This is a genomic window from Tianweitania populi (genome assembly GCF_014652875.1).
GTDB lineage: Bacteria > Pseudomonadota > Alphaproteobacteria > Rhizobiales > Rhizobiaceae > Tianweitania > Tianweitania populi.
Map to the genome: position 1 here is coordinate 1,237,192 of NZ_BMZQ01000001.1, position 14,214 is coordinate 1,251,405.

Annotated in this window: 12 protein-coding genes; 7 read left to right on the top strand and 5 right to left on the bottom strand. The window is 61.9% G+C overall.

From position 1 onward, the window contains the following. Positions 1–100 precede the first annotated feature (100 nt). The 3 genes from IE166_RS06115 to mmsB all read left to right on the top strand — a co-directional run bounded on the left by IE166_RS06115 (position 101) and on the right by mmsB (position 3,307). Positions 101–886 (top strand): TSUP family transporter, encoded by a 786-nt coding sequence (locus IE166_RS06115; RefSeq protein ID WP_189502529.1) that lies wholly within the window; start codon positions 101–103, stop codon positions 884–886. Between the two features lie 225 nt (positions 887–1,111). After that, positions 1,112–2,287 (top strand): acyl-CoA dehydrogenase family protein, encoded by a 1,176-nt coding sequence (locus IE166_RS06120; RefSeq protein WP_189502531.1) that lies wholly within the window; start codon positions 1,112–1,114, stop codon positions 2,285–2,287. Positions 2,288–2,359: 72 nt separating this feature from the next. Next, on the top strand, positions 2,360–3,307 hold the full coding sequence (gene mmsB / locus IE166_RS06125; protein WP_280514868.1) for a 3-hydroxyisobutyrate dehydrogenase: 948 nt from the start codon (positions 2,360–2,362) through the stop codon (positions 3,305–3,307). A gap of 242 nt (positions 3,308–3,549) precedes the next feature. On the opposite strand, the gene IE166_RS06130 is transcribed toward mmsB, so the two are convergent. Then, positions 3,550–4,203, bottom strand: a complete 654-nt coding sequence (locus IE166_RS06130) for a cytochrome c oxidase assembly factor Coa1 family protein (RefSeq protein WP_189502535.1) — start codon at positions 4,201–4,203, stop codon at positions 3,550–3,552. An 81-nt stretch (positions 4,204–4,284) separates the two neighbouring features. Continuing rightward, positions 4,285–5,463, bottom strand: a complete 1,179-nt coding sequence (locus IE166_RS06135; RefSeq protein WP_189502537.1) for an MFS transporter — start codon at positions 5,461–5,463, stop codon at positions 4,285–4,287. Between the two features lie 245 nt (positions 5,464–5,708). On the opposite strand from IE166_RS06135, the gene IE166_RS06140 reads away from it, so the two are divergent. The 3 genes from IE166_RS06140 (at position 5,709) to IE166_RS06150 (ending at position 11,110) form a co-directional block, all read left to right on the top strand. Further along, on the top strand, positions 5,709–6,725 hold the full coding sequence (locus IE166_RS06140) for an SDR family oxidoreductase (protein WP_189502539.1): 1,017 nt from the start codon (positions 5,709–5,711) through the stop codon (positions 6,723–6,725). 152 nt (positions 6,726–6,877) lie between these two features. Continuing rightward, positions 6,878–8,455 carry a trimethylamine methyltransferase family protein gene (locus IE166_RS06145; protein WP_189502541.1) on the top strand — a complete coding sequence of 526 codons (1,578 nt, stop codon included), beginning with the start codon at positions 6,878–6,880 and terminating at the stop codon, positions 8,453–8,455. Positions 8,456–8,506: 51 nt separating this feature from the next. After that, positions 8,507–11,110 carry a GcvT family protein gene (locus tag IE166_RS06150; protein ID WP_189502544.1) on the top strand — a complete coding sequence of 868 codons (2,604 nt, stop codon included), beginning with the start codon at positions 8,507–8,509 and terminating at the stop codon, positions 11,108–11,110. 63 nt (positions 11,111–11,173) lie between these two features. Here the strand turns inward: IE166_RS06150 and IE166_RS06155 are convergent, their stop codons facing one another. The 3 genes from IE166_RS06155 to IE166_RS06165 are packed head-to-tail and all read right to left on the bottom strand — an operon-like array spanning position 11,174 to position 13,172. Further along, positions 11,174–11,341 carry a hypothetical protein gene (locus tag IE166_RS06155; RefSeq protein WP_189502546.1) on the bottom strand — a complete coding sequence of 56 codons (168 nt, stop codon included), beginning with the start codon at positions 11,339–11,341 and terminating at the stop codon, positions 11,174–11,176. A 24-nt stretch (positions 11,342–11,365) separates the two neighbouring features. After that, positions 11,366–12,103, bottom strand: a complete 738-nt coding sequence (locus IE166_RS06160; protein WP_308430512.1) for a phosphate/phosphite/phosphonate ABC transporter substrate-binding protein — start codon at positions 12,101–12,103, stop codon at positions 11,366–11,368. 55 nt (positions 12,104–12,158) lie between these two features. After that, positions 12,159–13,172: a fatty acid desaturase gene (locus tag IE166_RS06165; RefSeq protein WP_189502549.1), complete on the bottom strand. Its 1,014-nt coding sequence runs from the start codon at positions 13,170–13,172 to the stop codon at positions 12,159–12,161. A 163-nt stretch (positions 13,173–13,335) separates the two neighbouring features. On the opposite strand from IE166_RS06165, the gene IE166_RS06170 reads away from it, so the two are divergent. Further along, complete coding sequence (locus IE166_RS06170) at positions 13,336–14,178, top strand: helix-turn-helix domain-containing protein (protein WP_189502551.1); 843 nt, start codon at positions 13,336–13,338, stop codon at positions 14,176–14,178. The last annotated feature ends 36 nt before the right edge of the window (positions 14,179–14,214 follow it).

Here is a 14,214-nt window from a genome sequence, read left to right on the forward strand (position 1 = left end):
GGTTCGGCCAGGCATATGACGGCACGCGCATCGCTGCGGCGGCGGCTATCGCCGAACTGTTCGATGCTTTATGCCTCAATCCGCTGCGAGTTACATCCTCATGCCTGAACTAACTTTCCACCTCCTGGCCATTCTTGCCTTGGCGGCCTTTCTTGCCGGCTTCATCGATTCCATTGCCGGCGGTGGTGGCATGGTGACCGTGCCGGTTCTGTTGCTGGCCGGCTTCCCGCCGGTCGAAGCGCTTGGCACCAACAAGCTGCAGGGCTTGTTCGGCTCGGCATCCTCCACCATCGCCTATGCGCAAAAAGGGCATGTCGACCTGCGCGGCCAGCTTCCATCGGCCATTGCATCCGGCGTCGGCGGCATCTTCGGTGCCTTGCTGGCTGCCGTTCTACCGGGCGAATGGCTGCAACTGGTGCTTCCCGTTCTCCTTGTTGCGATTGCCCTCTACTTCGCTTTGAAACCCTCGATGGATGATGTCGATCGCGCCCAGCGCATGACGCCGTTCCTCTTTGGCCTGACGGTTGTTCCGCTGATCGGCTTTTATGATGGGCTGTTCGGGCCAGGCACCGGCTCTTTCTTCATGCTGGCCTTCGTGACCCTTGCCGGTTACGGCCTGTTGAAGGCGACGGCACATACAAAGCTGCTGAATTTTGCCTCCAATGTCGGCAGCTTCGGCGCATTCGCGCTGGTCGGTGTGATCTCATGGAAGGCCGGGCTGGTAATGGGCGTCGCCCAGTTTATCGGCGCTCGACTTGGCGCGATGCTAGCCATGCGGGTCGGCTCGCGGCTCATCCGGCCGCTGCTGGTTGTCACTTGCGTGGCGCTGGCGATTAAGCTGCTCCTCGACGAAAAGAACCCGTTTCACGCCTTCCTCTTCGGCTGAGTACTGAGTGCCTGCGATCCTAAGCGCATGTCCGGATAGGCATGCGATTGGGCAATCATGCCTTGATCCCGAAGGACAAACTGCTTTATCGACAGCCGCGACACTTGCTGGTCAAACGTTTGTTTGCTTGTTCGGTCGCGCACAGCCTTTGTGCGCCGATGCGGATTGGAAGCATCGGGCGAATTGACTAGGATCGGCAAGACACGCGCAGATTGGGAGGATACCATGGACGCGGCGGTTGATACGGCATCGGGCCAGTTCGAACTGAACTCGGACCAGCGTGCGATCCAGGAAATGGTGCAGGCGTTCGCGGCCGACTGGGTGGCGCCGCATGCGCTCGACTGGGATCGCAAGGGCTACTTTCCAAGCGATGTGGTGCGCGAAACGGCGGCGCTCGGCCTCGGCGGCATTTATGTCAATGACGATGTCGGCGGTTCCGCGCTGACGCGTCTGGATGCCGTCCTGATCTTCGAAGCGCTCGCGGCGGCCTGCCCTGCCTTCTCGTCCTTCATCTCGATCCACAATATGGGCGCATGGATGATCGACCGCTTCGGCGACGAAGCGCAGCGCCAGCGCTTTCTGCCGAAGCTGACCTCCATGGAGTGGCTGGCGAGCTATGCGCTGACCGAGCCGGGCGCAGGCTCTGACGCCGCAGCGCTGCGCACCAAAGCCGTTCGTTCAGGCGGCAATGGCGACTCTTACGTGCTGAACGGCACCAAGCAGTTCATCTCAGGCGCCGGCGAGAACGAGCTTTACGTCGTGATGGCGCGCACCGGCGAGGATGGCCCGAAAGGCGTTTCGACCTTCGTGATCGAGAAAGGCACGCCCGGCCTGTCGTTTGGACCGGAAGAACAGAAGATGGGCTGGAAGATGCAGCCCACACGGCAAGTCATCTTCACCGACTGCGAAGTGCCGGCCGAAAACGTGCTTAGCGGTGAAGGTGCCGGCTTCCACATCGCCATGGCGGGTCTTGATGGCGGCCGCCTCAACATCGCGGCCTGTTCGCTGGGCGGTGCTCAGTCCGCGCTCGACAAGGCGCTGACCTATGCCGGCGAACGCAAGGCCTTCGGCCAAACCATCGACCGCTTCCAGTCGCTGCAGTTCAAGCTGGCCGACATGGAAACTTCGCTGCAAGCCGCCCGCATCTTCCTTTACACCGCCGCCGCCAAGCTCGACGCCAAGGCGCATGACGCCGGTAAATGGTCGGCGATGGCCAAACGCTTCGTGACCGACACCGGCTTTGAGGTCGTCAACGACGCCCTGCAGGTGCATGGCGGCTACGGCTATCTGCATGATTACGGCATCGAAAAGCTGGTGCGCGATCTGCGCGTTCACCAGATTCTCGAAGGCACCAACGAGATCATGCGCGTGATTATCGCGCGGAGTTTGATTGGGAGGTGAAGGGGAGGAATTAGGGCAATAAGCGAGTAAACGAATAGGGCTGAAGAAGCTCGCCGCCCTCGCCTTTCCCTAATCCCATATTCACCTACTCACCTATTCGCTTACTTCCGGAGGACCCTCACCATGACCACCATCGCATTCATCGGCCTCGGCAATATGGGCAACCCCATGGCCGCGAACCTCGTGAAGTCCGGCTACGATGTGCTCGGCTTTGATCTCGTCGAGGACAATCTGAAGACGGCCGGGGCAAATGGCGTGAAGGTCGTCGGCGATGCGGCCTCGGCGGTGGCGACGGCTGATGTGGTGGTGACCATGCTGCCGGCCGGCAAGCATGTGGTTTCCGTATACAACGACGTTGTCGCCAAGGCGAAGCCGGGCACGCTGTTCATCGACTCCTCGACGATCGACGTGGACTCCGCCCGTCAGGCGCATGCGATCGCAGCCGAGAACGGCATGCTGTCAGTTGACGCGCCGGTTTCCGGCGGCACGGTAGGCGCGCAGGCGGGAACGCTGACCTTCATGGCGGGCGGCGCCAAGGACGCGTTCGAAAAGGCCGAGCCGATCCTGGAGCGCATGGGCAAGCGCTCGGTTCATTGCGGCGATGCGGGTGCCGGACAGGCTGCCAAGATCTGCAACAACATGATCCTAGGCGTGTCGATGATCGCAGCAGCGGAAGCCTTTGTGCTCGGCGAAAAGCTTGGCCTGTCGCATCAGGCGCTGTTCGACGTGGCTTCGACTTCATCCGGCCAATGCTGGGCGATCACCACCAACTGCCCGGTTCCCGGCCCTGTGCCGACCTCGCCGGCCAATCGCGAATACAAGCCGGGCTTCGCCGCAGCTTTGATGCTAAAGGATCTGAAACTCGCCCAGGAAGCGGCAGGATCGGCCGGTGCGGAAACGCCGCTTGGCGCTCAGGCGGCTGAACTTTACAGCCGGTTCGAAGCGCTGGGCCATGGCGGCGAGGACTTCTCCGGCATCATCAACTTCCTACGCAGCGACACTGAAAAAACAACGGCCTGACAGGCGATACCGTCAACTTAACACGCATTTTAAGCTTTGCTTTAGGACTCCGTAACCAGCCAGTAACGATGTCCCTGTAGAAGGATGTGCATGGCGGTTGAAACCACCGCCACCCGCTCCGGATCAGGTACTGCGTACCGGAGCAGTAAACTTCGCTGTGTGTTGTTCGCGAAGTGCCAAGCGTTTCACTGGCAAAGCCGCGATCGCAGGAATGCGAGCGCGGTTTTTGCGTTTTGCAGGTTTCAGGTCGAAGTTCCAGGCAGCGCTTCCTGGCCATCCTCGACGATAACGATCGGCTCCTGGCCATCGATTGTCACCGCGAGCCTGTCGATCTTCCAAACATCAGCATCGCGATGAAGCTGCGAGAAGATCGTCCCCGATCCCTTGCTGCCGCTCACCGGAATGTTGAAGCCAGCGCCACCCGTGCCGTCGCCATTGGTGCTGACACCGCCGGTGAAGAAACTCGATGCGCTGAAGTCATCGCCCAGTGCCTGCGCGACGCGCGGATCGCTACGCGCAGCATCCAGCGTCATCTGGTACGCGTCACTGCTGCGCATGATCGCCATGGTGCCGAATACCAACCCGACGCCGGCGGCGATCGACAGGAGGACGACAAGGAAGCCGGCGATCGCCCAGCGACGCTGTACCTTGCGAAAATGCTCGGCGTCGCGCCAGGCCCGGTTCTTCCAGGCCAAGCGGCTACCGCGTGCGCCGAGAATAAAGACCATCACGATGTTGACCAGCGGCACAAACATCAGAAGCGCGATCCACACGCTGTTGCCGATGCCCCAGATCCAGTTAAGCAGGAACGCGCCCCAGTTCCAGCGGTCGAGTTCCGGCGGGATCTCTGGCGGATTGTTCAACGGCTCGTCGAAATAGACTTTCGGCTCGGTCATCTCTGGCTATCCCTTGGACATGGTCCCAGCTGATCTTGCTCACAGCTTCCATGAAGGTCTAAAACAGCAGACACCCTCAGTTCAAGCCGAGCGCATCCGCGCGCGCACGACACCAAGCAGCAGCAGGCCGGTGCTGAAGATGCCCAGCATGAAAGGCAGGGCATGCGCACCGAGGACCTGCATCGAACCGCCCGACGTCGGCGGTCCCGCAATGCCGCCAAAGCCCCACATCATCGCAAACGCCGCGTTACCGGCCACCAGCATCGTGCCGGAAAAGCGCTGACCGAGTTCGATCACGGACATCGTATACATGCCGTAGGAAAAGGCTCCCCAGAAGAAGATGGCCGGCCACTGGAAAGGCGTTCCGAGAACCATGGGCAGGAGCGCGCAACCGCCTGTCGCGAATAAGGCGCAAAGCACCATCACCGCGCGCGCGCTCAGGCGCTCCGCCAACAGCCCAAGCGGGATCTGTAAGGCGACATTGCCGAAGAAGAAGACCGTCAGCAGTGTGGCCAGCTGTTGTTCTTCCAGGCCCATGGATCGGCCATAGGTCGGAAACAGAGCGAGCATGGAGGTTTCGGTTGCGGCAGCCACCCATACCGCCGCCAGCAAGGTCGGCGCAGCCGGCAGAAACCGCCTGACAGTGCCCTGCTGCTCGTCTTCGTGGAACGGCGGCAACCTTGTCGAAGCCAGCCGCACGAACAATCCGCAGATCAAGAAGGCCGAAAAGCCCAGCGAGAAGGGCAGAATGCCCGACGTGCCGATTACCGCCAGCGTCGCAGGACCGCTCGCAAAGCCGAGCGAGATGATCGAGGTATAAGCGCCCATGAACCGCCCGCGCTGTTGCGGCGGTGCCAGGGACATCATCCAGACTTCGCTCAAGACATAAAGCGGGATGACGCTCATCCCCAAGAGGAATCGCAGCGGAAACCACAGCCACACATTCTGCGTCAGCCCGATTAAGGCAAACAACGTTGCGCAGAGAAGCGAACACACGGTGACGGTCATGATGCCGCCCAGTCGCTTGACGATCGCAGGGATCTGCGTGGCGGCGATCATCATGCCGAGGGGCGACATCGCCGCCGACAAGCCGATCATCGTCGGCGACACACCCTGCCGCCCGAGAATGAAGCTGAGCAGCGGGTAAGACAGCCCCTGCGCAATTGCGAACACCGACACGGTGGCCGTAACGGCCGCGATCGCCAGCCAGGGAACCGGTGTCTTCAAGGCAGGCCCAGGCGCCGCATCGGGTCGCAACATCAGATACAAGCTCCCCTTCTTCGGCCACGATAAACACTGAAAAGCAAACGAGCAGGCCCGCGAACGCGACTCGCGCAGCAGCAAGACGTACCGAAGTGCTGGCAGCTATCACGGCTCGCTATGCGCCGCTATCGGCCCAGCGACACGAATGCGCTTTGACAGCAGGCGCCGACGAACGTCAGCATGGATTGGAACTTCCGGCATAACTCCATGCTTCCTGCTGTTCACCCCAGCGGAGACCAGCCATGACCGACACCAACGACAAGATCACACGCCGGAGCGTTCTCGGCACTACGGCCATGGGTCTGGCTGCGACTGCGGCAACTGGCGGGTCTGCTGCGGCACAAACCAGCAGCGCGCAGGCGGCCGAACGCGCGATCCCCGCTTTGCGCGACCCGCGGGACGCTTACACACGCGAGCGCTTCAAGGAACAGAAGCAGCCATGGCCGGGTCTTGCACGCGACATGAACCCGCGCCCCGATCACGGTGAAAAGACCTATCGCGGATCGGGCAAGCTCGAGGGCCGTCGTGCCCTGGTGACCGGCGGCGATAGCGGCATCGGCCGAGCGGCCGTGATCGCCTTTGCGCGCGAAGGTGCCGATGTAGCCATCAACTACCATCCCGACGAAGAAGCCGATGCGCAGGAGGTTGTGGCGCTGATCCGCGATGCCGGACGCAAGGCCGTCGCCCTGCCCGCCGACATCCGTACGCGCGAAGCTTGCGAAAAGGTTGTGCGGGACGCCATCGAGCAGCTAGGCGGGCTCGATCTCCTCGTCAACAATGCCGCCTATCAACAGTCCAAAGCGGACATCATGGAGATTTCCGACGAACAGTTCGTGCGGACCTATGAAACCAACGTCTTCCACGTTTTCCGTTTCTGCAAGGCGGCCATTCCCTCAATGCCGGCCGGCTCGGTGATCATCAACACGATTTCGCAGAACTCGTATGATCCGGGCGAAGACCTGATCGATTATGCCTCCACCAAGGCCGCGATCCAGAACCTGACGCGCGGTATGGCCAAGCAGCTTGCGAAGAAGGGCATCCGCGTCAATGCGGTGTCTCCCGGTCCGATCTGGACGCCGCTTCAGGTGGCCGGCGGGCAGCTGGAAGGCAAGATGGGCGAGTTCGGGCAGGACACGTCGTTGGGTCGCGCCGGTCAGCCGGCTGAACTGGCCTCGCTCTATGTTGCGCTTGCTTCCAGCGAAGCGACCTTCAGCACCGGCACGGCAGTCGGCGCGCATGGCGGTACCGGGCAGCCGTAAAGTCAGGCCAACTCGCGCAGTCGGTCACTATGCCTCCCGCGCGAGCAGCGTCCCATGTCGCTTTGCTCGCGCTTTTGGTCGTCGCCCTGTCACACGCAGGCTGGCGGGATCGCCATGATGCTCCCGCGAATCCTGACGACCGAGGCCGTCCCATGACTGATCTCTCCGCAACCGGCGAAACCGTGCCCTCCTCCGATCGTGCGCGGCGTGGAGGGCGCGCCGGCAAGCGCATCGGTGGAGCGAGTGCCTTCGAACAGCCCGCTTTCCGCCAGCTGCGGATCCCGTTTACGCCGACAACAATTGTGTCCGACGACGAGCTCGAATCGATCCACCTCGCCTCCCTTCGCGTGCTGAAGGAGATCGGCGTCGATGTGCTGCATGAAGGCGCCAAGCAGATCATGAAGGAGCACGGCGCCGATGTGCAGCCGGGCTCGGATCGCGTGCGGTTCGATGCCGACATAATCCTGGAACTGATCAGCCATGCACCGTCCGAGTTCACGCTGCATGCGCGCAACCCCGCGCACAACGTGACCTTCGGCGGCAACAACATCGTATTTGCGATGGTGGCTTCGGCCCCGAACTGCTCAGACAACGATCGCGGGCGGCGTCCTGGCAACCAGGAGGATTACCGAAACTTCCTTCGATTGGCGCAGATGCACAACATCATCCACCTGACCGGCGGCTATCCGGTGGAGCCGATCGACATTCACCCGTCTGTGCGTCACCTCGAATGCATCCGCGATCTGGCGACGCTGACCGACAAGGTGTTCCACATCTATTCGCTCGGCAAGGAGCGCAATGTCGACGGCATCGAGCTGACGCGCATCGCACGCGGGATCAGCCGCGAGCAGCTGGAGCGCGAGCCTTCGGTCTTCACCATCATCAACACCAACTCGCCGCTGAAACTCGACATTCCGATGATGGAAGGCATCATCCAGATGTCGTCGGCCGGACAGGTCGTGGTGGTCACGCCCTTCACGCTGTCTGGTGCCATGGCGCCGGTGACGATTGCCGGCGCGCTGGTGCAGCAGAATGCGGAAGCGCTGGCAGGTCTTGCCTTCGCGCAGATGGTGAAAAAAGGCGCGCCGGTGGCTTATGGCGGCTTTACCTCCAATGTTGACATGAAGTCGGGCGCGCCGGCTTTCGGCACGCCCGAATATATGAAGGCGCAGATCGTCGGCGGGCAGCTGGCGCGGCGCTATAACATCCCTTACCGCACCTCCAACACCTGCGCGGCAAACGCGGTGGATGCGCAATCGGCCTATGAAAGCGTGTTCTCGCTGTGGGGCGCGATCCAGGGTGGCGGCAATTTCATGATGCATGCGGCGGGCTGGCTCGAAGGCGGCTTACGCGCCTCCTTCGAGAAGGTGATCCTCGATGTCGATTTGCTGCAGATGGTGGCCGAGTACCTCGCGCCGCTCGACCTATCGGAGGATGCCTTGGCAGTGGATGCGATCCGCGATGTCGGTCCCGGCGGGCACTTCTTCGGAACGCCGCACACGCAATCGCGCTACAAGAACGCGTTCTATTCGCCGGTTCTCTCGGACTGGCGCAACTTTGAAAGCTGGTCCGAGGCCGGCAGTCCGACGGCGCTTGAGAAGGCGAACCGCGTATTCAAGGAGCGCCTCGCGACCTACGAACAGCCTGTCATGGACCCGGCCATCCGCGAGGAGCTCGACGCCTTCGTGGACAAGCGTCGCGCCGAGGGCGGCGCGCCGACCGACTTCTGACTCGAAACATCATTCACCTGACTCAAACTCTGATCGCACGGACGTAAATCCATGAAATCTCATGTCAAAGCGGTTGTTATCGGCGGCGGCGTCGTTGGCTGTTCGGTGCTCTACCACCTAGCCCGTGCCGGCTGGACCGATGTAATGCTGATCGAGCGCTCGGAGCTGACCTCCGGCTCATCCTGGCATGCGGCGGGCGGCTTCCATACGCTGAACGGCGATCCGAACGTCGCCAAGCTCCAAGCCTACACCGTGCAGCTCTACAAGGAACTGGAAGAGCTTTCCGGCCAGTCCTGCGGCTTGCATCTCACCGGCGGCGCAATGGTGGCGGATAGCCCCGAACGCATGGACTTCCTGCGCCTCGCTCACGCCAAGGGCCGTTATCTGGGCATGGACACCGAGCTGATCACGCCCTCGGAAGTGAAGGCCATGTTCCCGCTGATGGACGAGAAGAACTTCGTTGGCGCGATGTGGGACCCTGTTGAAGGCCATCTCGACCCCTCCGGCACGACGCATGCCTATGCCAGGGCGGCGCAGAAGCTCGGCGCGGAGATCGTGCTGCGCAATCCCGTGACGGAACTGACGCAGGATGCCGACGGCACCTGGAACGTGGTGACCGTCAACGGCACGGTACGCTGCGAGCATGTCGTGAACTGCGGCGGGTTGTGGGCGCGCGAAGTCGGCCGCATGGTCGGCGTCGAACTGCCGCTGCTGGCCATGGAGCACATGTATCTCCTGACCGAAGACATTCCGGAGGTCATGGAGTTCAACAAGTCCACCGGCCGCGAAATGATCGGCGTGATGGACTTCAAGGGCGAGATCTATACCCGTCAGGAACGCAACGGCGTTCTGCTCGGCACCTATGAAAAGGCCTGCAGACCCTGGTCGCCGGTCAATACGCCATGGGACTTCGGCCATGAGTTGCTGGCGCCTGATCTGGATCGTATCGCGCCCTCGCTGGAAGTCGGCTTCCGCCATTTTCCGGGCATCGAAAAGGCTGGCATCAAGCAGATCATCAACGGCCCCTTCACCTTTGCGCCGGACGGCAATCCGCTGGTCGGGCCGGTGCAGGGCCTGACCAATTTCTGGTGCGCTTGCGCGGTGATGGCGGGCTTCAGCCAAGGCGGCGGCGTGGGGCTGGCGCTGTCGAACTGGATGGTGAACGGCGATCCCGGTTTCGATGTCTGGGGCATGGATGTCGCGCGCTTCGGCGAATGGGCGACGCTGCGCTACACGAATGCCAAGGTGCGCGAAAACTACTCGCGCCGCTTCTCGATCCGCTTCCCGAACGAGGAACTTCCCGCCGCGCGACCCGCGCAAACCACACCGCTATTCGACCGAATGGTCGCGCAGAATGCCGTTATGGGAGACAGCTGGGGGCTCGAAACACCGCTCTGGTTCGCGCCTGAAGGCACCGAGCCCAAGGACATCGTTTCTTACCGCCGCTCCAATGACTTCGAGCATGTCGGCAACGAGGTTCGGGCGACGCGTGAACGGGTTGGCGTGACCGAGATTGCCAACTTCGCGAAGTATGAAGTGTCGGGTCCAGGCGCACGGGCCTTTCTCGATCACCTCATGACCAACCGCATGCCGAAGCCCGGCCGCATCGTCTTGACGCCGATGCTGAACGAGTTCGGCAAGCTGATCGGCGACTTCACGATTGCCAATATGGGCGCCAAGGCGGGCAGCGAGCGCTTCATGATCTGGGGCTCGTCGGCCGCGCAGAAGTATCACATGCGCTGGTTCGAGGCTCGGCTGCCTAAGGACGGATCGGTCAGCATCCATCGCTTTGACCAGACGCTGGTGGGTCTGGCCATTGCCGGACCGAAGAGCCAGGCACTGCTGGCAAAACTTACGGATATCGATGTTTCATCCAGCGCATTCCGCTTTATGGACTTCCGCGAGATGGCGGTGGGAGGCGCGCCCTGCATGGTCAACCGCATCTCCTATACCGGCGATCTCGGCTACGAAATCTGGATGCAGCCGGCTTACGAGCGGCTGGTCTATGCGGCGATCAAGGACGCGGGTGAAGAGTTCGGCATCGTCGACTTCGGCATGCGGGCGCTGTTGTCCATGCGCTTGGAGAAGAACTTCCCGACCTGGTATCGCGAGCTGCGGCCGATCTACGGTCCCTTCGAGGGCGGGATGGATCGCTTCATCAAGCTGGAAAAGAACGACTTCATCGGGCGGGAAGCCGCGGCCAAGGAGTTCGCGGACGGCCCGAAGCTGCGCAGGGTGTCGATGATCGTGGATGCTGTGGATGCCGACGTGATGGGCGACGAGCCGATCTGGGCGAAGATCGGCGACACCGACTACGGCACCGTCGACAAGCCGCATGGCTATGGTGCGCCGCGTTTCGACAGCACGGGGGCGGCGATTGCTGCCACCACCAAGTCGCCCTCGCCCGAAACGGATGGCGATGCGTCGGCGGTGCTGGGTCTGCGGGATGGTGACTGGCGCGTGGTGGGCTGGGTGACGTCGGGCGGCTATGCCCATTACGTCGGTAAGTCGCTGGCGCAGGGCTATGTGCCCGCAGCCCTGGCGGAAGACGAAAGCGAAGGCCTGTTCGAGATCGAGATCTTGGGCAAGCGCTGCAAGGCGCGGATCAATGTCGAGCCGCTGTTTGATCCAACCGGTAAAAAGATGCGCGGCTGAGGCAGCACTTCCGTCCCACAAAGAAAAGGCGAGATCCCTGTGGTCTCGCCTTTTGCGTTCGTGTCAGTGCATCTGCTCGGGTTCGTTATAGCCGCGCTCTGTTGCGTCTTTTTGCGCAACGCGTTCGGTCGGCGTCAAGCGGCGGCGACGGATCAGGGCGTAGGCAATGACGATGATGAGAATGAGCGGGCCAAGCACGGTTGCCAGGCTCCAAACGGATGAAAAGTCCATGACGATCTCCATGCGGGTTCTTGCCTAGGCAACCCGCGGAGCTCCGGGAAGTTCCGCAGCGAACATGCCGGCTTCCGCAATGGCAGCGCGCACCGTGGCTTCGTAGCGCTGCAAAGCCGGAGACATGATGAAGGGCTGGCCTGTGCGCTTGGCCGTCCAGCCGACGGGATGGAGCTTGGCAGCCGCTTCCGGCTCGAAGCGTTGGAACAGCGACCAGCTTCGGCAATCGCAGGCGCAGACATCCGCATCGCCTCGCGCAATCGCCAGGCCGGACTCGCGATGGGCCCCGCTAGCGCGCGCTTCCGAGAAGATTTCGATGCTTTGACCCAAGGCTTGGAGATCGCGCATGGGGCTGATGAAGCCCGACAGCGAGTCTTCCGAATTGTAGATGAAGCGGCGGCCACGAAGGAGATCGAGCGGGACGATAGCTTCATTGCCCGAAGGCGCTTGAACCGGCGATCCCTCGCCCTTTCGCATCAGATAAGCGCTGGAGTAGAGCGGGCCGGAGCCGCCCTCAAAGGGTGAATAATCGGATTGACCAAGCACGATCACCGCCTCGCTCAGCCCTAGCTCCAATGGCCCCCAGCAGGTCTGGGCAAAGATCAGGTTGGGGTCGCGCCAAAGAGTGGCGAGATCGACATCGCGCGTCAGCGCATCCGGCGCGTCGATGCCTTCGCGGCGGAGGCGGTCGCGGACCACCTTCCATTGCGCATCCACCTCATGGTGGACTTCGAACCAATCATACATCGGAAGGGCGGCCATCAGGGACATGGAGGCCTTGTCCGCCTTTCATCTGGACGATGCAATGGTACGGCCACTATTCTTTCGGCGGCTGTGCCGGCACTGGCGCCGTGCCCGCGCCATGCACCGAACGGGCGCGGATGCGCGGGCGGAAGGCGCGGCCGAGTTCGGGAGCGCGGCGCAGGAAGGGGTGGATGACCGGCTCCTTGGCGGTGAAGGCATAGGCTTTCAGCAGAGCGAAATAGTTCGGGAAGACATAGCCATTGTTCATGCGCTGCCATTCCTCACGCCGCGCCTTGTAAAGCGACGGCAGCTTGTACCAGGCAGCGGTCGGGTTCTTGTGGTGCACGAGGTGCAGGTTGTTGTTGAGGAAAAGCAGCGACAGCGGCGAGCGCTCGATGATCACGGTGCGCCCGTCCGGCCGCTCCGACCATTGATGTTCGGCAAAGGTACGGATGGCGATGAAGGATTGGCCGAGCCAGACCGGCACCAGAACGTAAAGCCAGAGCGGCGGGCCAAAGCCGAACTGCACGAGCGGCAGCACGAAGGCCAGGCCGATCAGATGATGCCGCCACGCCTTCTGCACCGCCTTGTTGCCGGCCGCGATCAGCTTCAGGTCGGTCGCGATGAAGGCAACGTTGGCGAGCACTGGGCCGAGGATGAAGCGGCCCACCATCGTGTTGTTGACGGCTAGCAGGAGCTGCAGCGCGCGCGGTAGGTTCCGGTGCTGCCACAGTGCGCGGTAATAGCTTTCCGGGTCGTCGAACGGATCGGTCAGGTTCTCGTCGGCATGATGCTGCAGATGCAGCGTCTTGAAACGTCGGTAGGGATAGATGAGGCCGATCGGCAGACCGACGAGGGTCTCGTTGAGGATCGCCTTGCGCGTCGGATGGCCGTGGCTGGCTTCGTGCATCAGCGACGACTGCATGGCGACGGCAATCGCCAAAACCAGCAGCGCGGCAACAGGGTACGATGGCCAGAGCAGGAGGCCGGCGACCATCCATACGCCGTAGCAGGCAATGATCAGCGCCAAAGTCGGCCATTCGATTTTGGGCGCACGTTTTCGTGCGGCAACAGGGCTGCTCGCCATGACTGTCCCTCAAATCAGCTGAGGAGTTCCCCGACTCCCTGACACAATGCTGCCAACCGGACAGCTGAGCCGCAACGAAGAATTTGCGCACAAAGGTTTATTCTGCGCACCAAACTTTTCGTTTGTTGTGGGAAGTGAACAAAATTCCTGTAGTCTGCCCGTCATGGACAAGCGCGACCTATCCTCCCTGTTTCGCGAACGGCTGAAAATCCTGCTTCAGCGTTCGCGGCTCAACCAGTCGGCTTTCGCCGCCAATGTTGGCCTGGACCGATCGGCATTGTCGCAGCTCTTGTCAGGCGCAACGACGCGTCTGCCCCGCGCCGAAACGCTGCTGAACATTGCGGCCGAGCACAAGATCTCGCTGGATTGGCTGCTGGGTCTCAGCCAGGACGAAGGGCTGACGGGCGAGCTGCGCGTCAACATGGAGATGGAAGAAGGGCTCGGCGGCAACGATCGCGCACTGCTGGCGCGCTGGCATGCGGAAGCAGCGGGCACCAAGATCCGCTATGTGCCGGCCGGCATTCCCGACCTTTTGCGCACCGAAGCGTTGATCGCCTACGAATCTGCCCGCTCCCACCGCAACAGCGAGATCCAGATCGACGAAACACAGTCGCGCATCGATTACAGCCGGCGGCCGGAAACGGATATGGAAGTCTGCATGCCGCGCCACACGCTGGAGATATTTGCTCGGGGCATGGGTATCTGGGCGGACTTTACTGAACCGGACCGCAGAGAGCAGCTGGCGCATATGGCGCAACTGCTGGACGATCTTTATCCGAGCTTCCGCCTGTTCCTGTATGACGGGCGCGAGCGCTATTCGATCCCCTACACCGTGTTCGGTTCGATGCGCGCGGCGATCTATGTCGGTGACATCTATCTGGTGCTGAATGCGACGGAGCCGGTGCGGACGCTGACGCGGCATTTCGATACGCTGATCAGGTCCGCACAGGTTCATGCTCATGAAGCGGCCGGCTTTGCACGCCGGTTGCACGACCAGCTCGCTTGACCGGACATAAAGATTTCCTTATGTCTTCTTCCACCT